Here is a 22,570-nt window from a genome sequence, read left to right as displayed (position 1 = left end):
TATGAGTAAAAATGATAGATAATCCCTAGGTTGATTAATTAATGATTATAAGAAAATATGGAATCAGTTGTAGAATCAGTTAAAATCCCATTAGAATTTGCAGATAAATCAATAATAATAGTATTTATTGGTATCATCTGCTGGACAGGTCTTAAGAATATCTTCACAGTTAAGACATTTAAATTCTTTGCTCTTGGTAATAGAAATTTTTCTACAGGAGAGCTAGTCGCAACTATTGTTGCTACCTATTTGAGTGGTAGTGGGTTTTCACTCAGACTATCTGAGATATATAACAAAGGATTTCATTATATGTTAATCACTGTTTCTCCTTATATCGCATTAATCATATTAGCATTTTTCATAGTACCAAGGATGCAGGATTTTTTAGGCAATATATCAATGGCAGAAGCCATTAGTAAAACTTACGGACAAATAACAAGATATATTATATCTATAGTGACTATCATAGGATCTGTGGGTGCGATAGCTGTACAATTTAAAGTTTTTGGTAAAATATTTGAATATTTTACAGGTAATAGCTCTACATTTTCTTTGGTATTTGCGGCTTCATTAGTAACATTATATTCTGCTGTAGGAGGAATAAAATCAGTGGTATATACAGATATTATACAATTTCTTACTTTATCAATATCTATAATTATTATTGGATTAATTATGTTTCAGTTTGCTGGAGGAAGTACAAGTTATTTTTCAAAATTGTTACAATATCCAAAATTTAATTTAAGTGAAATATTTACTATCGAAAACACCTCATTTTGGAATATGGTGAATCTGATGTTATTTTTTTTCATAAGGGCTCTACTATCACCACCAACAGCTCACAGAATATTAATGGCAAGTAACTTAACTAAAATACGGAGTGCAATTTTCATTTCAGCTATTGCATTAACGATTATTGTATGTTTAATAGCTATTATACCAACATCATTATTTATTATTAATCCTGAATTAGATCCTAAAGAACTAATACCTGAAATAGTCAATAAATATTCGATCTTTGCAGGAATAGCAGGAATATTAATAATAGGGGTATTAGCAATGTCAATGTCTACAGCTGATTCTCATATTAATACTTCAGCAGTAACTTTTGCTAATGATGTATGGCCTAGTAAAAATCCTGCGCATCAATTATATGCAGCTAAATCTTTTTCATTTCTTTTAGGGTTATTAGCTCTAGGATTAGCATCTTTGGAGAATAATTTACTGAAAATTATTTTATTCACAAAAGGGTTCTATGTAGCTATGGTAATCCCAGTATTGTTATTAACGATATTTGGATTTAGAACAGGAAAGAATGTAATATTGATATCGATGGGTACAGGATTTAGTGCTATAGTACTGGGTAAATTATTTTTATCAATTGAGCCATCAGTCATAGCAGCGGCAGTTACTACATTAATGATTTTAGTATTGCATTACTCAAGGGGTAAAGAAGGGGGCTTCATAATCAGAGCAAAAGCGGATTCATATTTAATATTTTTAAGAAAGGAAAGAAAAAATAACTTCAAAGAGTTGAGGAGTTTTTTATTTGATGTTATGTCTGGTGAATATTTTCAGGCAAATCTGGAGAGATACGAGATAAGATTCACTGTATTCGGATTTTTTTCAATATTGTCGACATTAGCTATAATTTATGGTCATAGAATCAATCTTAATTCATCCCTGCAGACATCGATATATATAATGATGATAGCAATATCAGTAGCGTCACTCCTTTCAACAATGCTGCCCTACAGAGATGACTTTTTAGATAGCAAGATAACATTGGTCCTGTGGTATGTCTCGATATTCTTAATGTTAGGAGTATTCAACACATTTTTTGTAATGATAACTAAGCATAGCTTGATCTCATTTGGGATATTCACAGCAAATATATTTATCATGGCTTATCTGGTAGGCTGGAAAATGACGATATTGATGAATATTGTAGGATATTGGGTAGCCAAATTCTTATATCAGATCTATGCTGTAATGCATGAGGTAGCAGATGAAAATATATCTGCAAGATTCGTATATGCATATTTATTAGCAATGCTTGCATCATCCGTTATGATGTTGTTTAAACCAAAGGAAGAAGCATTGGATATCACATCGGATTATTTGCACAAGAAAGAGGAAGATAATAGACAGTTAAACCAGGATAATTCTGAACTTTATGAAGTAAACACAGAGTTAGAGGGAGAATTAGAATTTTATAATGATCAGCAGAAAAAGTTAGAGTTGTTGTTAGTTGACTATAAACTCAATACGAAAAAGATGACTAAAATGCAAATGATAAAGAAATTACAAGATATAGTAGCAAAAATTATACTTGATAATAACCCTGATGAAGAACCAAAAGATTTAGGAGAAGTGTTATATCCTGATGATCCTACCAAAGGATACAGACAATATAAAGAAAATATGAAGTTACATACTGATAATCCTACAAAAGAATATAAAGAATATAAAAAGAATCTAAATACTATAGAGAGCATAGCACGATCACTGTTTAGAAACGACTTCACAGTAGAAGAAATTGCTTCAGTAGTTAGGCTAACTATAGAAGAAGTAGAGCTGATATTAAAGGACTTGATTGAAAAAAAATAATTTTATTTTATTTAAGTGGTAACTCTATAATGTTAATATCCATGATATTCCTAATAAAGTTCCTATGTAGTTATTGCTTTTGAACCTTATTAAACAGCTTTTTCTATCTTTTATATCTAGGGTGTACGTTTGCCAGAGCAAAATAAAACTACTGAGTATAAATAATATTATTGTAAATATTTGCTGATTAAGTGATCGAATTTTGTTTGCATTGAAAGATTCATATACCAGGAACATAATACCTATAAATGATAGATATAGGATTGTAATAATTAGTTTATAGGGTTTATTTTCTAAAAAAATTGCCATGGATTTTATTGAGATTTTTTTATCACAGTTTAAGTCCGCGAATGCATATATTGTATCAAACCCTGTTGTCCACAAAAAGCAACTTATATACAGCATTATAGCATTTATCTCTATTGTGTTTGTTACACTGGTGTATCCTATTAATGTTCCTATATTAAACGTTAGACCTAAAAATATCTGAGGAAAATACGTAACCCTCTTCAGTAATGGATAAATTAAGATCAATATAAATCCTATACATCCTATTACTATTGATGTTCTGTTTAGCGTGGAGAGTATTATGAGTGCCACTGATAAAAAGGGTATTATTATTATTATAGCAGATTTTACTGTTAAGTTATTATTAGCGAGTGGCCTATTTTTAGTTCTATATACTGAACCATCAATATCTCTATCAAAGATATCATTGATTATTGATCCTGCTGTTCTTATTGCGATACTTGCTATAAAAAACATCAAAAATTTATATCCTATGTCCATTCCAGAATGATTTATTGAGGCATATCCAGCTAATAATCCGAATAATGTAGGGAAAAACACTAACATATAGCCTGTAGGATTATTCAATCTAGTTAATTCTATAATGTGACTAATGACTGACGTATTTGATTTACTCATTCCAAATTATTTATAAAAAATTAACAACTAATTCCATTTTTATTGTATAATATATTTTGTTGGATTCAAATCCTATTTTACTTAGTACTTTATGTAGTAAATGGCTAAAGTAGTGTTATGTATATTTTTATAATAATATTGGTGATATAACTGGAATTGACATTCCAATTGAATTACATTAAAACATAAAAATATGTGTTGTAACTTTATTTGAAAGTGGTGCTATGGAGCTAGATTTAAAAATACCTAAAAATGATGTTTTAAAACCTTTGATTACGGTATTGGGGGTTGGGGGAGCAGGTGGTAACGCTATTAATAATATGATTAACTCTGATCTACAGGGAGTAAATTTCTTAGTTGCTAACACTGATGCTCAATCTTTGCAATATTCTAAATGTGAAAATAGGATCCAGCTTGGAGCCATTTCTACACAAGGGTTAGGGGCTGGCTCTTCTCCAGAAGATGGTAGAATTGCAGCAGAGGAGTCTGAGTCTGAAATCAGATCTTGTTTAGATGGTAGTAATATGGTCTTTATTACTTCTGGTATGGGAGGAGGTACTGGGACTGGCGCTTCACCTGTCATTGCTAAGATTGCAAAAGAAATGAATATCTTAACTATAGGAGTTGTGACTAAACCTTTTTTATTTGAAGGAGTACGTAGAATGAAAACTGCTGAATCTGGTATAGAATCATTACAAAAATATGTAGATACTTTAATAGTCATTCCTAACCAAAATTTATTCAGAGTAGCAAATGAAAGTACTACTCTTACCGAAGCATTTAAAATGGCTGATGATGTATTGAATTCAGGAGTGAGAGGTATTACAGATTTGATCATAATGCCAGGTTTGATTAACTTAGATTTTGCTGATATTAAAACAGTGATGGCTGGTATGGGTAGAGCAATGATGGGCACTGGAGAAGCACAAGGAGAAAATAGGGCGATACAGGCTTCAGAAGCAGCAATCACTAATCCATTATTAGATAATAGTTTTATGTGTGGTGCCACTGGTATATTAATAAATATTACAGGTGGTAAAGATATGACTTTATATGAGGTAGATAGTGCTGCAAATAAAATTATATCTGAGGTGAATAATGATGATGTACATGTGATATTTGGGTCAACCTATAATAATAATTTGGAGGGTAGTATAAGAGTTTCTGTAGTAGCTACTGGTATATTGAATCATACTGAATATTCAGAAAATAATTGTGATAATACAAAGCAGCAACCATCAGAAAAACAACAATTTGAAGAAGAATTTGTAGCTATGTCTAAGGATAGTGTAAATATTTTATCATTAAAGCATGATGATCCATTTCTTACTATTAATGATTCATATACTCAAGATGCTTCCACTCTAAACCAAAATTTAGATAAAAAAAATGAAAATAATATTTCAAAAGTCAATCCTAGCAATGAAAAGTTAGGTGAAATTCCTTTACCAGAAAAAGATAATCTGGATTCTAATATAGCAAATAATAATAGTATTAATACCAATTTCGATCGATTACCTAGTAAATCATATTCAGATATGTCTGGTATAAATTATACTAAATCTAACCAATCTAGTCTTTGGAAACGTATTTTGCGTTCAATTACTAGGTCTAACGATGATGACTCAGACGACGTTAACGCATCAGATGTTTTTTCAGATAAGAAATCAGAAGTCAATAAATCTGACTCAGAATTACAAGATATACCTAAGTTATTCAAAAATTAATTCCGTATTCTCATCACTTATGTATATTTCTATAAAATTTTTATAGTATTATTTTATATCGTTAGTTTGGAAATCAATTTTTAATTTTGTTAAAATTAAATGTATACCCTTTATTATTACTCTATTTGTCCTTTATCTAGACAGGTTAGATTTTTTTTAGAGGAATTAAATATTAATTACAGAATTATTTGTAAAGAACATCTAGATCAAGAGTATACTACATTAAATATTAATAATTGTTTAGTATCTCCGCTATTGCTGGTACAAAATCAAGATCAGAAATTCTTGTTGACTGGTACATATTCAATAATAGAGTATATTGCAGATCTTGAGCGCGTGGATTTTTTTTTTATGCCGGCAGATTTACAATTAAAAGCAGAAATTAGAAAATATATTGAGTGGTTTAACTATAAATTTTGTAATGATGTCACTAAAATATTGATTTATGAAAAAATTATTAAGTTATTTACTAAACAGGGTTCTCCAAGAAGTAATTTTATACATATTGCTAAGAATAATCTAGCTTCAAATTTGAGTATTATTCAAAAAAAATTGAATTCTCACTCTTATCTCATATATGATAAAATTTCTTGTGCAGATATTGTAGCTGCTACACATTTATCTATTATTGATTATCTTGGAGATATTAATTGGGATTGTTGGCCAGAAATAGCTCAATGGTATTCTGTTATTAAATCTAGGCCAGGTTTTAGACCTATTTTGAATGAAGTTATCAAGGGTTTCCTACCTGCTAAGGATTATAAAAAATTAGATATTTAGGATTCTATTTACTAAATATCTGCAATTCTTTTTCTAAGAATATTTAGTATGTTATATAAACTAGCAATTTCATGTTCGTCTAGTAACGTAGGAGCTTTTTCTACACAAATTATTATTCCATCATTTACCATCTCTGCTGTGATTGGTACTATGTGTAAGATAAGATCTATATTTTGTAAATTACATGATAGGGTAGAGATTTTATGACTATTACTCAGTGATTTTTCAATAAATGTTTTATTGTTCTCTATATAATCTAATATTGATTTACCTAATATAGTGGTAGTATATGTTTGTGATACTTTCATCATATTAATACTATCTATGATTACTATGTCAATCAGATCATAATATTTTTTTAACTTTTCTATACATTGACTACAAAATTCACTAGCTATTGGAATATTTAGGTTATCAAATATGATTTGATATATGAATTTTAGTTCTAAGTGATAGTTCATTAATATTTGATTTTTTTCTTCTAGTGTCTTTTCTTGTTTCATTGTACTATACAGCAGAATTACACTGATTACTATAAGTAGTACTGCTAATATTGAAGTCGATATTGAACTAAAAGACATAGTAACTTTTTTAAGATAGAGCTGATTTAATTAAAAATATTATTTTAATTTTAATATTAATGATTTAGTTATTAGCTAGTATCCTACACATAGCTAATATACTAATACAAAATCAACTTTTATTCCAAGGTTTTATTAATTGTGTTTTTATATTAACTAGGGTTAATACTCTAGCAACAGAGTGATTTATCATATCATCTATACAATTGGGTTTATTGTAAAAAGCTGGTATTGGGGGACAAATTAAAGCTCCTATGTTACTTAATTCTAACATGTTTTTAATTTGTATTGAATTTAATGGTGTTTCACGTATCATTAGTACCAATCTCCTCTTCTCTTTTAATGTTACAGCTGCGGCCCTAGATATAAGATTATTTTCATATCCGTGTGCTACAGCCGATAAGGTCTTCATACTGCAAGGTGATATTATCATGGCATCAATATGGTTAGAACCACTCGCTATAGTAGCAGATATATCTAATACATTATAGTAATAAGTTGCCAAGGCTTTAATATCATTGATAGAATAAGAAGTCTCTTGTTTGATAGTAATATGTGCAGCTTTTGAAATGATTAAGTGAGTCTCATTATTAAATGACTTTTTTAAATCATTTAATATCTGTAATAGCCTTATTCCATATATCACACCAGATGCTCCTGTAATAGCAACTATTATTTTTGTTGTATTCATTAATATAATTAGATTATGGTGCCGGATATCGGACTTGAACTGATGACCTAACGCTTACAAGGCGTTTGCTCTACCACTGAGCTAATCCGGCTTTTTAATTTTAACTCGTATCAATTTAATAATATAGAAAGGCACACGCAGATAGTAACATACAAGAGTGTTTTCTACAAAATAAAAAAAAGACAACTACACACGCTAGTATATAATAATAACGCAACACAAAGTTATTTTTTAGGTTTAGAGCCTATTTTTATTTTATCATTTTCTATAGAAATAATAAATTGCTTATCATGCTCGATAGTTTCCGATAACAAAGTCTTGGCAAGGTTATTTTGTATTTCAGATTGTATTAAGCGCTTTAAAGGGCGGGCTCCGTAGCTTGGATTATATGACTTGTTAGCCAACCATGTTATTAATGATTTATTATAATCAATTTTAATGTTGCTCTGTAGTAGCAGCGTATTTTTTAAGCTATCCAATTGAATTTTTACAATATTAAACATGTGTTGCTTAGATAAACGATGAAAAATCACTGTTTCATCTATTCTATTTAAAAATTCTGGTTTAAATACAGAATGTAATCTTAATAATATTCTTTCCCTTATTACGTCTTGGTTATCTTCTTCTCTTTGATTCAATAATATATCTGAACCTATATTAGATGTTAAGATAATTAATGTATTCTTGAAGTCTACTAAATGCCCATGGCTATCTGTTAATCTGCCTTCATCAAATATTTGTAACATCAGATTGAATATATCTGAGTGTGCTTTTTCTATTTCATCAAATAGTATTACTTGGTACGGTCTTCTTCTGACAGATTCTGTTAGTAGACCGCCTTGTTCATATCCTATATAGCCTGGAGGTGCGCCTATTAACCTTGAGACTGAGTGTTTTTCCATATATTCAGACATATCCATTCTTAAAATAGCCTTAGGATCATTAAACATAAAATTTGCTAGTACTTTATTGAGCTCAGTTTTCCCAACTCCTGTAGGGCCAAGAAATAAAAATGTTCCAATAGGGTGTTGTATATCCTGAATTCCAGTTCTGGACCTTCTTATTGCATTACTTACTACATTTATTGCTTCATCTTGCCCTACTATTGATTTTTTTAATATTGTCTCCATGTTTAATAATTTTTCTTTTTCGTCGGATAGCATATTCTCTACAGGAATGTTTGTAATTCTTGAAACTACTAATGCAATATCATTAGCTGTAACCTTTTCTTTAATAAAACTTAGAGATTGCTCGCTATTATGTAATTTTTTAATTTTTTTCTGTAATTCTGGTATTACTCCATACTTCATTTCTCCAGCTTTTGCTAAATCTCCTATTCTTTCACTATTTTCTAGATCTAATTTTGCATTTTCTAATTCTTTTTTTAGTGTTTGAGCAAGTTTTATTTTATTTTTTTCACTACTCCATATTGAGTACAAGTCTTGGTATTTTTTTTCTAAGGATTCTAGGTTCTCAGAAAGTTTTTTTATTTTAGATTGTGAGTATTCATCTTTTTCTTTTTCTAAAGCAGATAATTCTATCTTAATTTGCATTATTTGCCTATCTAGTCTATCTACTTCTTCAGGTTTGCTTGATATTTCAATTTTTATTTTACTAGTTGCTTCATCCATTAGATCTACAGCTTTATCTGGTAAAAATCTATCTGTAATATATCTACTTGATAGTCTAGCAGCAGCTATTATTGCAGAATCTGCTATAGCTATACCGTGGTATAATTCATAACGTTCTTTGATGCCTCTCAAAATTGATATAGTATCCTCTACTGTTGGTTCTGAAATATATATTGGCTGAAATCTTCTTGCTAATGCTGTATCTTTTTCTATATATTGTTTATATTCATCTAGAGTTGTAGCTCCTATGCAGTGTAACTCTCCTCTTGCTAGCATTGGTTTTAATAAATTTGCTGCATCCATTGAACCTTCAGTTTTACCGGTACCTACTAGTAGATGTATTTCATCTATAAATAGAATAACTTGGTTTTGCGACTCTTTAATCTCGTTTAGTACTGCCTTGAGTCTTTCTTCAAATTCGCCTCTAAATTTAGCTCCAGCGATTAATTCTCCTATATCTAATTCAATAATTTGAGAATTTAATAAAGATTCTGGGACATCCTTTAGGAATACTCTATATGCTAATCCTTCAATTATAGCAGTTTTACCTACTCCTGGTTCTCCTATCAATATAGGGTTATTTTTATTTCTTCTTGATAGCACTTGGATTGATCTCCTTATTTCTGTATCTCTACCTATGATTGTATCTATCTTCCTTTCAGCTGCTAAATTAGTAATATTTCTTCCATATTTTTCTAAGGCATTATATTTTAATTCTGATGAATCACTATCTGCTGTTTTGCCTTTTCTTAGGGTTGCTATCGATTGAGCAATTTTTTCATTGTTAATATTAAATACAGACAACAGTTCAATGATTTCACTGTTATATGATGATGCTTCAAATAATCTTTCAACTGTGACAAACTTGTCGCCATTTTGCTTACTGATTTTGATAGCAGTTTCTATTATTTTTACTACTTCTAATGAAAAATCTACATTAATATTGGAATTATTATTGGAATGAATAGTTGATAATTGTGAAATTTTCTTTTCTATATTTTGATTAATAAAATTTATATCCCCCCCTAATTCTGTAATTAATCTTTGTACCAGGTGATTTTTGTCATGAATTAGTGCCGAAATTAGGTGTAGAGGTAAAATCTGAGGATTATTATGTGTAATCGCATTTATATTAGCAATCTCTAAAACTTGTCTGGCAGCATTAGTAAATATTTCAAGATTCATCATATTAATATTCCATTAACATTAAAATATAAAACCAGCACCATCCTAAGTTATTTTATTTTTATTATGCGTATTACTTAGTGAGGTCTGTAACATCATCAAATATCTATATAGTGATTGATTTAGTTTTTTTCTAGCATTCAAATAACTTATTTCTAATATATTGTGAAAAGTTAATGTTTACATTATATCTTTCTTTTTAATAGGGTCATATCCCCCATTTGAAAATGGGCTACATTTTAATATTCTAATAATACTAATATATACTCCTTTAATTAAACCATAACTTGTTATAGCATCAATGGCATATTGTGAACAACTAGGATAAAATTTGCAATTATTACCCAACCAGGGAGATGCTATATATTGATATATTTTTATTATTGTTAGTATTAAAAACTTCATAATAAATTATTATGTATAGCGTTCTACATTACTTAAGTACCAAACATTATCATCTGATAGAAAACTTTTTGTAAATGTCCATTCTTCGTTAAATTTTTCTATTAGATCAGTTATATTATCACCAAAAAACAAAATTTTAATAAATGCATTATTACCAAATATATATATTTCTACAATTTTTATATTTAAATTTTTTATATCAGATGCAATATAGTTACCATAAGTTTGCAATGATTTTCTAAAATCGTTTATATATCTCTTGTCTACAAATTTTTCTAGTTCAAAATTCTTCTTATTGTTATTTGATAAAAGAATAGTCAGCACTTTTCTAGCTATCAATACAAAGTTATTAATATCAAAATTCGGTATTTTTGTCTTTAATAGTTTCAGTGAAGTCATAATCTCAGATTTAGAGCTACTTTCTTCCATTTCTGGTAATTGTTCAGTTATGCTATCTGTAATAGTTTTTGTATTAGAATCTCCTTGGATCGAAGTGTGAGTTACATCTTTTACATATTTAGAGTTATTTTCTCCAAAGAAGCTTCTTTTGCTTTTTTCTGTATGGTTTTTTTCCGATATTCTACCTAATATAGATATTAATCTATTAATAATCATAAAAGCTATAACAGCAAATATTATCAACTCTAAAATTTTTCCGGACATATATGTAACCAAATAAAATAATGTTCAGCAACCTTAACTTTACTAACGTTAAGGTATATCTTCCTCATACAATAACTACCTAGCATCACTTCTAGAGTGAGATATGAAGATAAAGCAATTAGTTCTAGTGTAACATAACGATTAAGATTCTAACAATTTTAAAATCCATTTATATGAGTATTAATTCTAATATTATAAGAATTAGTGCTAAAGTTCAGTCAGTTATTCTGTATTCTGATATACAGAATTTTTATTCATATAAGTTTGTTACAGATGTAATAAACTCGATATATTAATATTAGTTGCTTAGTAATAGCAATAAAATATTATAATATACCAACATTATTAAGATTATATAGTCATTTAACTTGATTATGTAATAAAAATATTGTTATCAAAATTTATATTTAGTTACAAAAAAAATATGTTGGAGAAATACTTAAAAAAAATTTTTGATAGAAGTAAGAAAAAATCTTTTGATATTTTGGATTTACCAACCCATATATTATCTGATGATAAAACATATAGCACTACTACTAGCAATGATAAGCAGTACTATAATATTATAGTTCATAAATGTATAAACTTAATTGCCACTTCAGCTAGCCATGTACCTTGGTTGGTTTATACTAAAACTAGGCATGGTACCAAGAAATTACAGGAGCATCCTGCATTAAAATTGTTGAAATTTCCTAATCCTGAGACAACAGGAACAGATTTTTTTTTCTCACTTATAGCTAATATGCTAATTCATGGTGATAGTTATTTAGTAACTAGGCATAAAAAAAATGATTTTCCGCATTCAATTTATATTTTGAATTCTGAGAATGTAAGTGTAGTAACAAATACAACATCTGTAGTTGGTTATAGACATAAAATAGGTGATTATGAAAAATTATACTATATTAACCCTGTTACTCGTGTTTCTAGAGTATTACATCTAAAGAATTATAATCCTAATAGCCAACATAAAGGATTATCTGCCTTAGATGTAGCTGTAAAATCCATTAATCTGTATTCTCGTATTATAGAGTGGAATATGTCACTATTAAATAACAGTAGTAAACCAACTGGCGCGCTGATTTTTAAAGATAGTAATGGATATCTAACAGATGAACAATTCTATAGGTTGAAGGAACAGTTTTATGATAATTTTACTGGTGTATCCAATTCAGGCAAGCCTCTAATATTAGAGGGAGGATTGCAGTGGCAAGAAATGCATCATCAGCAAAAATTAGAAAAGTTCCTTGAGCTAAAAGATTCTATTTCTAGAGATATAGCAATAGTTTTTAATGTTCCACCTCAATTGTTGGGTATTATAGGAGATAATACTTATAGTAATATGCAAGAAGCCAGGCTATCATTTTGGGAAGAAAATATCATACCACTATTAAATAAGTTATCAGGAGCACTGAGTCACTGGCTTTCTTGTTGGTTTAATGAAGAATTAATTATCCATTATGATTTAGATTCTATATCGGCTTTAAACAAAAAGCGCGAAAGACTATGGGAAAGAATTTCAGGTGCAGATTTTATGACATTGAACGAAAAAAGAGCAATTGTTGGCCTTGCTCCGCTTGAAGATGGAGATAACATTCAAAATGAATAAGTAAGTAATAAATAAAAAAAAGAGTAAAGAATTATGCATTCTATAATTAATAGGTTATATAATTTTATTGTAAGGTTAATTTCATTATTAGAAGAGGAACTAGATATAAATAGTAAAACAACACAGTCAAAAATGACAAAAAAAAATATTACAGATTGTTTACAAAAGCTAGTATCACTTACCACACAATTGAATAAACTAAGTTTAGAACAAAAAATAGATTCTGAAAAAATTTTGGATGATAATGATCAACAAATCATAAATAATTTTTTAGCAAAATATAAATAATTCATCAATTATTTATTAGATATTAGTCAAAAAAAAACAGATACTAGATAAAATAATGAGATATAGTTTCAAACTGTTATCTGCAATACTGCGCCAAGATTTACCCAGTTTTATTAATAAAGTTTTTTCTACTATCAACCCTTGCAATGAATATTTTAGTAATTGGCATATAGAATTAATTGCAGATTATTTAGAATTAGTTAGATTCAACAAAATTAATAGATTAATTATTAATATTCCTCCTCGTCATTTAAAATCTTTATGCGTCAGTGTAGCTTTTCCTGCGTGGTTGCTAGGTCATAACCCAGGATGTAGAATCATGGCGGCAAGTTATTCTTCTGTATTGAGTACTAAACATTCTGTAGATACTAGATTTATCTTGTTATCTGATTGGTATAAAAATTTATTTACTAATACTATTCTTAGTAAAACTCATAATCAAAAAAGTAAATTTTTAACTAATCAAAATGGTTTTAGATTTGCTACTAGTGTTGGTGGTTCTGCTACTGGTGAAGGAGGAGATGTATTGATTATTGATGACCCACATAATCCTGTGCATATAAATTCTCAAAAAGCACGTAACAAGGTCATAGATTGGTTTGAAAATACTTTTGCTACCAGGTTAAATAATAAAAATACTGGTGCAATTATTCTTGTAATGCAACGATTACACCAGAATGATCTTGCTGGTTATTTGTTATCTTCTGGCTCTTGGGAATTATTAAAAATCCCTATTATTGCTCAAAAGGATATTGCTTTTTCAGTGAATAATAAAAAATATGAATATAAAAAAGGTGAAATTTTAAATAGTAAGCTTGATAATAGTTCAACGCTTAAGAAATTAGAAGGGGAAATAGGGGTTGCTAATTATCATTCTCAATATCTACAAGAGCCTTTAGTAGAAGATTATTCAATCTTATCTAAGTCTGATATTACCCTTTATTCAGTTGTACCGGATGGTTTTGAATATTTTGTTTTAAGTTGGGATACAGCAATTAAAATATCTAAAGATGCTGATTTTACAGTTTGTACTTGTTGGGGTATATATAATAATCACTATTATTTAGTGGATCTTATAAGAGAAAAAATGACTTATCCTGTGCTTAAATTAAATATTGAAAAACAAAGTAAAAAATACATGCCAAAATATATCTTGATAGAGGATAAAGCAAGTGGACAATCTGTTATACAAGACTTGATGTTAGATGGTCTTCATAATATTAGGGCTATAAAGCCAATTAATGATAAAATTACTAGATTTACTTTAGTTGCCCCTATGTTTCGTGCTGGTCAGGTTTTAATTCCTGAAAAGTCTAGGTATAGTTTAGTGGTATTAAATGAATTAACAACATTTCCTCACAGTAAGCATGATGACATAGTAGATTCAGTTAGTCAATTTTTACAATTTAGTAAACTATTGCTTCGTAAATCCAGTGTAAATATTCGACAAATTTAAAAGCAGTATAATGCTTTTATTAGTGTGTTTTAATTTTTATCACTAGTATTAAGTTGATTATTATGATTCTGTCAATGGTAAAAATTATCAAAGTAAGTTTTAACTATTTTTATGGATATTTTTCTGATTAATGTATTATGAACAAGTATATATTATTGAATTGTTTCTGTTGTCTTTAAAAAATTTTGTGGTAACACTCTATTATGAATAGGTATTGATTTAGTATTTAAAATGGTAATGGTGACACGCATATTTTTTATACTGTATGGGTTATTATTTTCAAATGGTTCTGTGTCTGCTTTGCCTACGATTTTAAGTAACTGATAATTATTTATGATATTATTATCGATTAAATATTTTCTGATAGTATTTGCTCTTGTAGCTGATAGATACCAAGAATCTAGACTATTAGTCTCTGATGAGATAATGCTTCTGGTGTGCCCTGTTATTGATAAATAATTTTGTTCTTTATGTAGTACATCTTTCAATGCATTAAGAAGTTTTGTTATATATGGTTGCAATATTGCTGTATTAGGTTTAAAGACAGATCTATTAATACTATCTATGATTTGTATTCTTAATCCTTCATTTGTAACATCAATATATATATTTTCTAGGTAAGACTTCAGATTTTTTGTGGTTAAAATTCCATTTATGATATTAATAAAATTATTTTTGTCTTTTTTACTGAGACCTGTTTTCTTAAAGAAATTATGGATTTTATCCTGTAGATTATTGCCTATTATATTTGTTCCACTAATCAATGACTCGATAGCGATGCTATCTTGAGATGTTTCTGGGCTGCCAATTTCTAATATTTTTCCTTCTTTATTGGTTTTATTGTAATTATTTGTATGTTCTTTAGAAGTAAAATATTCTGATAATCCTACTAATTTATCTTCAGATACTGTATTAATTAACCACATCATTAAAAAAAATGCCATCATGGCTGTAATGAAATCTGCGTATGCTATTTTCCATGATCCCATGTGGTGGCTATCATCTTGATTAAGATTTTTAGCCTTTTTTACTATTACAGTCTGCTGTTTAGACATAATCTTGATGATTGATTTTTTTTATTATTTAAACATATATTCTTCCAATTCATAAAACGAGGGCCTTAAAGTATTTGGGATATTTTTCCTCATAATTTCTATAATAATTATAGGTGGATGACCACTTGCATAACTTAAAAACCCTGTTTTAATGCATTCTATAAATATCATTTCATAATATGCGTATGTACCAAGATAATGTGCAATAGGAAAAAACAACCCATAAGATAGTAAGACTCCCATGAATGTACCAACTAAAGCTGCTGCTACAAGTGATCCAAGTACTTCAGGAGGCTCAGCTATATTCTTCATTGTAGTTATAACTCCGAGTACTGCAGCAACTATACCAAGTGCTGGTAGTGAATCGGCTAAAGATTGGAATAAATTCTTGGGTACATGTACATTTTTATGATATATAGCTATTTCTCCTTCTATTATTTCAGTCAGCTGGTGTAGATCCTTAATGCCTAATGTTATTATTCGTAAATTATCTACTATAAAACTTATTATTTTCATCTTATTTTTTGAAGTTATAAAATATTTAAATAATTCACTTTCAGATGGATTTTCAATATAGGATTCAATAGTAGCTGCTCCTTTGGCATTCATGATTTTAAAAATATTAAAGAACATTTTGAGCAAATGCATATAGTCATCTTTTGTATATGGTTTACCTTTAAACAAATACCAAAAAGATTTTATTGCTTGAAATAAGTGATGCATAGGGTTTGCTATCAATACTGAGCCAATACCTGACCCCAATATAATTATTATTTCATTCGGTTGCCATAGTAATAAGAGATCACCATTGTGCATGGTGTAACCGAATATCACTGAGCCAAATACTGTAATGACTCCAACTAAAAATAACATATTCTTCCTAGTTTAAAATTTGTATCACTCAGGATGAACTAAATATTACTTAAATATTTACTTTGTCATGGTATTATTCTTGATGATAAATTTATTTATCATTTGTGGTTTTAGAACGACAAATCATCATAACCAGAATTTACTTTATTAAAAAATCTACATCATATTAATGATTATATATTGCTTCTATTAAGCTATTCAAATGAATTATTAATTACAATATAATAATTAATTGCTATATAGATATAAATACATATATAACTTATTAACTAAAGAACTTGATCTATACTTTGGTAAAATATATGTATAGCCATAAAATCTTTCATAATAGATTTTATTTTTATACTGATATTAGTAATGCATTATTATTTGTTTGGGATTAGAGTATAGTCAAAATCATGTGGAATATTACAAGATAGTATTTTTTTTATTCAGTTTATTGTATAAATAATAACAAATATTGTTTGGTAGGCAATTTAGCATCTTAATAAGCAAATAATGGCTATATGGGAATATTACAATTTTTTTTTCTTGGTGGATGCCTTTAATTATTTTCTTTGCTGCTAACTTAGTTGAGAGCATATTACAGATTAATTTATTTTTGTTTATTGTCATTGGAGTATTGATATATCCAGGTAATATTAGTGATAATTTAATGTTATATCGCTTTAAACATTGACTCATTGTTTTAGTAAAATTAATTATTGCAGCTTTACTTGCAGAATACGCAGGAGAATTTGAGAAAGTAATTAATCCTGCCATAGAACTGATTATCGCTATTTTTCCAGCAGAATTTTTGATCATATAGGGGATATAGGGTAGAATAGTATTGAGTACTCCGTTGATATTAGTATTCAATATCTCGTGTATTTTTTCTGTGAAATTTGTAGATCTTGCTGTGCTGGATGATACGCCAGCACATGCTATTATTATATCTATTGTATTATTTTTAGTAATATCCAATATTAGCCTATTCATATCTTCTTGATCTCTGACATCGGCAATAAAAATTTCTACCTCGGCTCCATTGTTAGTACATTCTGCTTGTACATCTATTAGCCTTTTTTTATTCCTACCAAATAATAATAGTTTATCTTTATGGCTAGAGTATTGTAGTGCTAATTCTTTTCCTATACCACTTGATGCTCCTGTAATTAAGATTGTTCTTTTATTTTGCATTTTTATATAATTATGTGATTTCAATACATATTAGTACATATTTTTTAATAATAAAATTGATTTTAGATTTAAATTCTATTAGCTAATATATTTATGTGTCTAGAGTTTTTATGAACTTATTAAAAACATATTTTTGGTTATACTCGCTTATGAATATCTTATACAATCTTAAGTTTTAGAATATAAATTCATTTGTATTCTTATTTAAATATGAATTGATAAAGATTATATTTCTATGTACACTAGTAATTAATTTAATATTAATTCTTATGAAATAATATTATCTGGATTTAGTTAAGTAGCAAATTTAGAATTAGGTAATGGAAAATAATATATTATTTACGATAATAATTTTGATAGCAGTATCAGTTTTCATAGTTGCGATTTTTCAGAAATTGAACTTGAATCCTGTATTTGGCTATTTAATTGCAGGGACAATATTAGGAGATCATGGATTACATATAGTATATTTCGAACAAACACGATCTTTTGGAGAATTTGGCATAGTATTTTTGTTATTTGCTATAGGATTAGAACTTTCTTTAGAAAGGCTTAAAGCCATGAGAAGATATGTATTTGGGCTTGGTTCTATGCAGGTTATCATTACTTTTGTTGTAATTGTAAGTATAACAATGTTATTTTGGGATGTAGACCATAATATAGCTATAATAATTGCAGGTGGGTTGAGTCTTTCTTCTACAGCGGTTGTTATGCAAGTGATTTTTGAAAAAAAAATTCAGTCATTACAGGTGGGGAGGGTGGCTATTTCAATACTGTTATTACAAGATTTAGCAGTAATTCCTTTATTAGTAATAGTACCTTTTTTATCTAACCAAGGCGCTGGCTCTGATAATATCGGATTAATAGTAAATATTAAAGAAATTATTATTACTGGTGGGTCTGCACTTATTGTAATGTTTTCTGGCAGATTTTTGTTAAGACCATTATTTAGCTTTATTCAGCCTTTAAATAATGAGAGTAGTGAGTTGCCTATAGCTATCACTCTGCTAATAGCTTTGTCAGCTGCAGCTGGTACTTATTATTGTGGTTTATCTTTAGCTCTTGGAGGCTTTATTTCAGGAGTTCTTGTTGCTGAAACAGATTTTAGAAACAAGGCAGCAGAAAGTATTGAGCCATTCAAAAATTTGTTGTTGGGGCTATTTTTTATGAGTGTAGGCATGAAGATAGAAGTTGTAGAAATATATCAGCAGTTCCATTTAATATTATTTATATGCTTAGGGTTGATTATAGTTAAAGCATCCATTATTACTGGTTTATGTATGTTATTTAAATTTAATTATCTAGTAGCTTTAAGAACTGGTTTGTTGCTTTCACAGGGTGGAGAGTTTAGTTTCATTTTGTTTAGTATGGGGATTGAGTATCAAATATTAGAAGAAAATACTGCAAATGTGTTGCTAGCTGTGATTACTTCTTCAATGGCTTTAACACCTTTATTATCATTAATAGGAGAAAAATTGGTAGAATATTTTGAATTTAATAAAGAAGCAGGACCACTGCAGGTGATGAAAAATGCTACAAGAGATTTAAGCAATCATGTTATTATCGGAGGCTTTGGTAAAGTTGGAAAATTAGTAGCTAGAGTGTTAGAAGCAGAAAATATTCATAATTACGCTGTTCTTGATATTAATGATGAAATAGTAAATAAAGAAAAAGAAAATGGGATTACAATATTTAAAGGTAATATCCTTGAAATAGATACTCTGGAAGCTCTGGGTATTGATAGAGCAATTATAATGGTTATCACTATGAAGAATGAAATAACCATTAAGAAATTTCTAAATGTCATCAATGCTAAATCTAGATCACTCAATATTATAATCAGATTAAAGGATTTGAAGGAAGCAAATAGCTTTTATAGTGCTGGTGCTAATATTATTATTCCTCAAGATTATGAACTAGGGTTGCAGTTAGGGAATGCAGTACTAAAATCTGTAGGTGTAAGTGAATATGAGATGAATAGAATTAAAAAACAATTCAGATTAAGTAATTATGTTGGTCTCCTTAATGAAGATAGTTTACTTGAATTAGATCAAAATGATTAATTTTTTTAGCAAATATTATTTATATTTTTTTCTCGTTTTGTATGTATATCCATGTAATGGTTCAGTGTATCATGCCGTATCTTCTATTCCAAAATTTGCTAGCGTTAAGTGTAATAACGCTAATGTAAGACAAGGCCCTAATATTAATTCACCAGTAATATGGCAATTCATAAAAAAAAATGAACCTATAAGAATTATAGCAATGTATAATCATTGGTTTCAGATTCAAGATTATGAAAATGCAACTGGATGGATACATTCTAATCTGGTTTCTAATAGCAGATTCGTTATAGTAAATATAGAGAGTGACATGTTTTCTAATAAATATGAAGAAGCCTCTGTGATTGCTAAACTTGTTCCAAAATTAAGGTGTAGCCTTTTAAAATCCGATAAAATAATGAGTTATATTTGTTGCAATTCTTATAAAGGTTGGGTATTTAATAAAAATCTTTGGGGTATATAATTAAAATATTATTACATAATTAGATTGTATAACAATTAATTTATATTGGGGTGGTATGGTGAATGACTCTAATTCTGCAGGGATTATTGATAAAGAAAGGAAAAATCTGACTTATAACATTTTCTCTGATATATCAAATAAATACGATTTGATGAATGATATTATGAGTTTTGGTATGCATAGATTTTGGAAATATAAATTTGTATCTATGATACCGAATTTTAATCATACCATAATAGAAGTAGCCGCAGGTACAGGAGATATAGCGTTTCGTATCCACAATTTAGCCAAAAAGCTTAAACAAAAACCCTCTATCACCTTGTGCGATATTAATGATAATATGCTGGATATTTGCAGAAATAGAGCTATAGATAAAAATATATTGAGTGATTTTAATATTATACTGGCAGATGGAGAAAAATTGCCATTTGAAGATAATAGTTTTGATTATTACTTAATAGTATTTGGCATTCGTAATATGGCTTCAGTGACAGATGCATTAAATGAGGCTTACAGAGTACTAAAACCTACTGGTAAGTTTTTGTGTTTAGAATTTAATAGAGTTGATAATGAAGACTATATCAGTAAAATATATAATCGATATTTACTTAATGTAATACCTAAAATGGGAAAATGTATCGCAAACAATGAGGCGGCATATACTTATCTTGCTGAAACTATTCAGTCTTTTTATTCTCAAGAGGAATTTAAAACTTTAGTACATAATGCAGGATTTTCTAATATCAATTATTTATCTTTAACATTTGGTATTGCTAGTATATATTACGGCTATAAATTATAGATTGACTGATATTTATAACTGATGTTAATGAATAGAGGTATCACGATAATTATATCAGTTTATTTTTAGATTTATTACAAAATATTACATTTCTTCTGTACCACACACATATGCTAGTATAGCGTTTTAGTTTTATGATTTTTTTAGATAGTCTATTATGAGCCATTTCCATAATATATTACTCTTGTTTAAGATATGTTTTTTTGCAGAAAAACATCATATTTTATTTGATAAACATCATATTTTACCTAGATATTTAAGATTTTTAAGATTTTTCTTTCTAATATTTTGTTATCCAACAAATTTTTTTACTAAGCCAAAGCAAGATTTTGTACATAGATTACACTCATTTATAACATCTCTTGGCCCAATTTATATAAAGTTTGGTCAAACCTTATCTACTAGACCAGATTTGATAGGTGAGCATATCGCGGAAGCACTGAGATCTTTACAAGATAGCTTGCCTGCATTTAGTAGTGAAGTTGCTAGATCTATGATAGAAATGGGCTTAGGATCAAAAATTGATTTGCTATTTTCTAAGTTTTATGATGAACCAGTTGCATCTGCTTCAATTGCGCAAGTACATAAAGCAATATTAATTAATGGAGAGAATGTAGCTATTAAAGTATTACGTCCTAACATTTTGTTATTGTATGAGAGAGATTTATCTTTTTTGGAATATTTAGCCTGTATTATTACAAAATTAGTTTCAAAATCTAAAAGATTAAAGTTAGTTGAAGTGATTAAGTTATTTCGTCATATTATGAAATCAGAACTAGATTTAAGGATAGAAGCTGCATCTGCATCTAAATTAGATGAAAATTTTAAAGATGATACTAGTATTTATATACCTAAGATATACTGGGAGTTTACTAAATCCAATATTTTGGTAATGGAATGGGTTGATGGTATTTCTATTTATGATAGATCGCTTATGTTAAAACATAAGATTGATCCTTCAGAAATAGCTCTAAAAATTGCAGTAATATTTTTAAATCAGGCATATAGAGATGGGTTTTTTCATGCAGATCTGCACCCAGGGAATATTATTGTTTCATATGAAGGTCGCATTATTCTTGTAGATTTCGGTATTATTGGTGTCTTAGATGATAAAGATAGGATAGCAGTAGCAGAGATTTTATACGCATTTTTACGCAGGGATTATCTACTAGTAGCTAAAATACACCATAAATTAGGTTATATACCCTATAATACTAGCCTTGTACTGTTCGCTCAAAGTTGTAGAGCAATAGCAGAACCTGTAGTGTCAAAGCAAATTTGTAATATTTCTGTTGGTATGTTATTGACTCAGTTATTTCAAATTACAGAAGAATTTGGTATGGAAACTCAGCCAAAATTGTTAATGTTACAAAAAACTATGTTAGTGGTTGAAGGTATAGGAAAGATTTTAGATCCAAAAATGAATATTTGGCAAACAGCAGAGCCTTGGATTAATAAATGGGCAATAAAAAATTTAACTCCAGAAGCAAAATTATTGCGCTTTGCAAAAAAAATTTTTGATAATTTATTACAGAGATACTAGTGTTATCAGTTTCTTTTCAAGAATAACTTTCTTGTGTAG

General features: G+C 28.5%; 19 protein-coding genes and 1 tRNA gene. 10 read left to right on the top strand and 10 right to left on the bottom strand.

Annotated features, from left to right (window positions below; all coding sequences use genetic code 11):
- Window positions 1–57: 57 nt before the first annotated feature.
- Entirely contained in the window at window positions 58–2,610 is a 2,553-nt protein-coding gene (locus tag IHI24_RS03010; RefSeq protein WP_194966582.1) for a sodium:solute symporter family protein, read from the top strand.
- A gap of 24 nt (window positions 2,611–2,634) precedes the next feature.
- Here IHI24_RS03010 and IHI24_RS03005 read toward each other — a convergent pair whose 3' ends face one another.
- Window positions 2,635–3,537, bottom strand: coding sequence for a UbiA family prenyltransferase (locus tag IHI24_RS03005; RefSeq protein WP_194966581.1), 903 nt, complete (start codon window positions 3,535–3,537; stop codon window positions 2,635–2,637).
- 224 nt (window positions 3,538–3,761) lie between these two features.
- Between IHI24_RS03005 and ftsZ the strand changes: the two genes are divergently transcribed.
- Window positions 3,762–5,264: a cell division protein FtsZ gene (ftsZ, locus tag IHI24_RS04750; protein WP_194966580.1), complete on the top strand. Its 1,503-nt coding sequence runs from the start codon at window positions 3,762–3,764 to the stop codon at window positions 5,262–5,264.
- Window positions 5,265–5,363: 99 nt separating this feature from the next.
- A complete protein-coding gene (locus tag IHI24_RS02995; RefSeq protein ID WP_194966579.1) occupies window positions 5,364–6,044 on the top strand; it encodes a glutathione S-transferase family protein in 681 nt (226 codons plus the stop codon).
- An 11-nt stretch (window positions 6,045–6,055) separates the two neighbouring features.
- Here IHI24_RS02995 and IHI24_RS02990 read toward each other — a convergent pair whose 3' ends face one another.
- The 6 genes from IHI24_RS02990 to IHI24_RS02965 all read right to left on the bottom strand — a co-directional run bounded on the left by IHI24_RS02990 (window position 6,056) and on the right by IHI24_RS02965 (window position 11,200).
- Complete coding sequence (locus IHI24_RS02990; RefSeq protein WP_194966578.1) at window positions 6,056–6,625, bottom strand: hypothetical protein; 570 nt, start codon at window positions 6,623–6,625, stop codon at window positions 6,056–6,058.
- A gap of 112 nt (window positions 6,626–6,737) precedes the next feature.
- Window positions 6,738–7,316, bottom strand: coding sequence for a UbiX family flavin prenyltransferase (locus tag IHI24_RS02985; RefSeq protein ID WP_194966577.1), 579 nt, complete (start codon window positions 7,314–7,316; stop codon window positions 6,738–6,740).
- 16 nt (window positions 7,317–7,332) lie between these two features.
- Window positions 7,333–7,407 (bottom strand) — tRNA-Thr (locus tag IHI24_RS02980).
- Between the two features lie 133 nt (window positions 7,408–7,540).
- Window positions 7,541–10,132 (bottom strand): ATP-dependent Clp protease ATP-binding subunit, encoded by a 2,592-nt coding sequence (locus IHI24_RS02975; protein ID WP_194966591.1) that lies wholly within the window; start codon window positions 10,130–10,132, stop codon window positions 7,541–7,543.
- 180 nt (window positions 10,133–10,312) lie between these two features.
- Window positions 10,313–10,537: a membrane protein insertion efficiency factor YidD gene (yidD, locus tag IHI24_RS02970; protein WP_194966576.1), complete on the bottom strand. Its 225-nt coding sequence runs from the start codon at window positions 10,535–10,537 to the stop codon at window positions 10,313–10,315.
- Between the two features lie 9 nt (window positions 10,538–10,546).
- Window positions 10,547–11,200 carry a hypothetical protein gene (locus IHI24_RS02965; protein ID WP_194966575.1) on the bottom strand — a complete coding sequence of 218 codons (654 nt, stop codon included), beginning with the start codon at window positions 11,198–11,200 and terminating at the stop codon, window positions 10,547–10,549.
- Between the two features lie 424 nt (window positions 11,201–11,624).
- Between IHI24_RS02965 and IHI24_RS02960 the strand changes: the two genes are divergently transcribed.
- From IHI24_RS02960 to terL, 3 genes are read left to right on the top strand one after another with little or no spacing between them, the layout of a single operon-like run.
- The gene (locus IHI24_RS02960) at window positions 11,625–12,809 is read left to right on the top strand and encodes a phage portal protein (RefSeq protein WP_194966574.1); all 1,185 of its coding nucleotides are present in this window, start codon (window positions 11,625–11,627) and stop codon (window positions 12,807–12,809) included.
- A 33-nt stretch (window positions 12,810–12,842) separates the two neighbouring features.
- On the top strand, window positions 12,843–13,097 hold the full coding sequence (locus IHI24_RS02955; protein WP_194966573.1) for a hypothetical protein: 255 nt from the start codon (window positions 12,843–12,845) through the stop codon (window positions 13,095–13,097).
- 55 nt (window positions 13,098–13,152) lie between these two features.
- Window positions 13,153–14,553, top strand: a complete 1,401-nt coding sequence (gene terL / locus IHI24_RS02950) for a phage terminase large subunit (protein WP_194966572.1) — start codon at window positions 13,153–13,155, stop codon at window positions 14,551–14,553.
- A gap of 152 nt (window positions 14,554–14,705) precedes the next feature.
- Here the strand turns inward: terL and IHI24_RS02945 are convergent, their stop codons facing one another.
- The 3 genes from IHI24_RS02945 to IHI24_RS02935 form a co-directional block, all read right to left on the bottom strand.
- Window positions 14,706–15,608, bottom strand: coding sequence for a flagellar motor protein MotB (locus IHI24_RS02945; protein WP_194966571.1), 903 nt, complete (start codon window positions 15,606–15,608; stop codon window positions 14,706–14,708).
- A gap of 24 nt (window positions 15,609–15,632) precedes the next feature.
- Window positions 15,633–16,481: a flagellar motor stator protein MotA gene (gene motA / locus IHI24_RS02940; RefSeq protein ID WP_194966570.1), complete on the bottom strand. Its 849-nt coding sequence runs from the start codon at window positions 16,479–16,481 to the stop codon at window positions 15,633–15,635.
- A 408-nt stretch (window positions 16,482–16,889) separates the two neighbouring features.
- A complete protein-coding gene (locus IHI24_RS02935; RefSeq protein ID WP_194966569.1) occupies window positions 16,890–17,660 on the bottom strand; it encodes an SDR family NAD(P)-dependent oxidoreductase in 771 nt (256 codons plus the stop codon).
- Window positions 17,661–17,980: 320 nt separating this feature from the next.
- On the opposite strand from IHI24_RS02935, the gene IHI24_RS02930 reads away from it, so the two are divergent.
- The 4 genes from IHI24_RS02930 (at window position 17,981) to ubiB (ending at window position 22,531) form a co-directional block, all read left to right on the top strand.
- On the top strand, window positions 17,981–19,723 hold the full coding sequence (locus IHI24_RS02930; RefSeq protein WP_194966568.1) for a cation:proton antiporter domain-containing protein: 1,743 nt from the start codon (window positions 17,981–17,983) through the stop codon (window positions 19,721–19,723).
- Entirely contained in the window at window positions 19,716–20,186 is a 471-nt protein-coding gene (locus IHI24_RS02925) for an SH3 domain-containing protein (protein WP_194966567.1), read from the top strand. The genes IHI24_RS02930 and IHI24_RS02925 overlap by 8 nt, the downstream gene beginning before the upstream one ends.
- A 55-nt stretch (window positions 20,187–20,241) precedes the next feature.
- Window positions 20,242–20,988 (top strand): class I SAM-dependent methyltransferase, encoded by a 747-nt coding sequence (locus IHI24_RS02920; RefSeq protein WP_194966566.1) that lies wholly within the window; start codon window positions 20,242–20,244, stop codon window positions 20,986–20,988.
- 154 nt (window positions 20,989–21,142) lie between these two features.
- Window positions 21,143–22,531: a 2-polyprenylphenol 6-hydroxylase gene (ubiB, locus tag IHI24_RS02915; protein ID WP_194966590.1), complete on the top strand. Its 1,389-nt coding sequence runs from the start codon at window positions 21,143–21,145 to the stop codon at window positions 22,529–22,531.
- Window positions 22,532–22,570 lie beyond the last annotated feature (39 nt).

Origin of the sequence: Rickettsia endosymbiont of Cardiosporidium cionae (genome assembly GCF_015476335.1) — a bacterium.
In the GTDB taxonomy this organism is placed as follows: domain Bacteria; phylum Pseudomonadota; class Alphaproteobacteria; order Rickettsiales; family Rickettsiaceae; genus JADHZC01.
This window is presented reverse-complemented; position numbering and strand designations above follow the sequence as displayed.

Coding starts and splice junctions, on each gene's coding strand:
- ftsZ (WP_194966580.1), top strand. CDS start 3,762: ATGGAGCTAGATTTAAAAATACCTAAAAATGATGTTTTAAAACCTTTG.
- IHI24_RS02930 (WP_194966568.1), top strand. CDS start 17,981: ATGGAAAATAATATATTATTTACGATAATAATTTTGATAGCAGTATCA.
- IHI24_RS02925 (WP_194966567.1), top strand. CDS start 19,716: ATGATTAATTTTTTTAGCAAATATTATTTATATTTTTTTCTCGTTTTG.
- IHI24_RS03005 (WP_194966581.1), bottom strand. CDS start 3,537: ATGAGTAAATCAAATACGTCAGTCATTAGTCACATTATAGAATTAACT.
- IHI24_RS02995 (WP_194966579.1), top strand. CDS start 5,364: ATGTATACCCTTTATTATTACTCTATTTGTCCTTTATCTAGACAGGTT.
- IHI24_RS02985 (WP_194966577.1), bottom strand. CDS start 7,316: ATGAATACAACAAAAATAATAGTTGCTATTACAGGAGCATCTGGTGTG.
- IHI24_RS03010 (WP_194966582.1), top strand. CDS start 58: ATGGAATCAGTTGTAGAATCAGTTAAAATCCCATTAGAATTTGCAGAT.
- IHI24_RS02990 (WP_194966578.1), bottom strand. CDS start 6,625: ATGTCTTTTAGTTCAATATCGACTTCAATATTAGCAGTACTACTTATA.
- IHI24_RS02945 (WP_194966571.1), bottom strand. CDS start 15,608: ATGTCTAAACAGCAGACTGTAATAGTAAAAAAGGCTAAAAATCTTAAT.
- IHI24_RS02955 (WP_194966573.1), top strand. CDS start 12,843: ATGCATTCTATAATTAATAGGTTATATAATTTTATTGTAAGGTTAATT.
- IHI24_RS02920 (WP_194966566.1), top strand. CDS start 20,242: ATGGTGAATGACTCTAATTCTGCAGGGATTATTGATAAAGAAAGGAAA.
- IHI24_RS02960 (WP_194966574.1), top strand. CDS start 11,625: ATGTTGGAGAAATACTTAAAAAAAATTTTTGATAGAAGTAAGAAAAAA.
- IHI24_RS02975 (WP_194966591.1), bottom strand. CDS start 10,132: ATGAATCTTGAAATATTTACTAATGCTGCCAGACAAGTTTTAGAGATT.
- yidD (WP_194966576.1), bottom strand. CDS start 10,537: ATGAAGTTTTTAATACTAACAATAATAAAAATATATCAATATATAGCA.
- terL (WP_194966572.1), top strand. CDS start 13,153: ATGAGATATAGTTTCAAACTGTTATCTGCAATACTGCGCCAAGATTTA.
- IHI24_RS02965 (WP_194966575.1), bottom strand. CDS start 11,200: ATGTCCGGAAAAATTTTAGAGTTGATAATATTTGCTGTTATAGCTTTT.
- IHI24_RS02935 (WP_194966569.1), bottom strand. CDS start 17,660: ATGCAAAATAAAAGAACAATCTTAATTACAGGAGCATCAAGTGGTATA.
- motA (WP_194966570.1), bottom strand. CDS start 16,481: ATGTTATTTTTAGTTGGAGTCATTACAGTATTTGGCTCAGTGATATTC.